A 672-nucleotide genomic window follows, 5' to 3' on the forward strand; every position below is an offset into this window, starting at 1 on the left:
ATCTCGAAGAGGTCCTCGTCGGCGTTTCCACAGGTGCAGACGAAGCCGAGGACCTCGCCTTCGCAGAGCCCGCCACGGCCTTCGGTTTCCGCACTCTCGATGACGATGAACTCGGTATCTGGGTCGAGCTCGGGCGCTGGGTCGTCTGGTGCTGGCTCGAGGCCGTCGTAGTGCTCGCGGCCGTGCTGGCCGGCGAGCGAACACGTCTTCTCGTGCCAGATTTGGTCGCGGGTCTCGTCGGTCTGCCGGCACTCCGCGCAATAGTAGCCGACGACCTCGCCCTCGACGTAGTCGGGCGGATGGGATTCGGAGGCGACGAGGCGCTGGACTTGGGTGCCGTGGAGGTCTTCGCGAACGACCTTCATCGTTCGGCCTCCTCTTTGCGAGCGCGCCACCCGGCCGCGCGATGCTGTTGCTGGAGGTAGTCGAGGACGTCGAGGTCCTCGCCGAAGGCGTACGCGATCTCCCGGCGGATCTCGTCGGCGTCTTTCCAGCGACTCATGGTCCCTCCGTGCAAGCGCTGACCCGTCCCGTCCGCTCTCGGTCGCCATCAGGGGTCTCTTCGAGGAGTTGAAGGGCGTTCCGGACCGCGATGCCGTGGGACTGATGGCGGACGCGGCCGACGACGTCCTCGACGATGTCGATGCTGTCTGCAGGGGAGTCAAACACGGT

At 66.1% G+C, this 672-nt stretch carries 2 protein-coding genes; both read right to left on the minus strand.

What is annotated here, in order from left to right; all coding sequences use genetic code 11:
- A partial coding sequence (locus EPL03_RS19670; protein ID WP_135830783.1) for a hypothetical protein occupies positions 1-365 on the minus strand: 365 nt, incomplete at its 3' end.
- Positions 362-502: a hypothetical protein gene (locus EPL03_RS20245; protein WP_168216313.1), complete on the minus strand. Its 141-nt coding sequence runs from the start codon at positions 500-502 to the stop codon at positions 362-364. The genes EPL03_RS19670 and EPL03_RS20245, both read right to left, overlap by 4 nt.
- Positions 503-672 lie beyond the last annotated feature (170 nt).

This window comes from Halorussus halobius, from assembly GCF_004765805.1.
GTDB lineage: Archaea > Halobacteriota > Halobacteria > Halobacteriales > Haladaptataceae > Halorussus > Halorussus halobius.

Excerpts from the sequence above, each read along its gene's own strand:
- EPL03_RS20245 (WP_168216313.1), bottom strand. The coding sequence starts at position 502 with ATGAGTCGCTGGAAAGACGCCGACGAGATCCGCCGGGAGATCGCGTAC.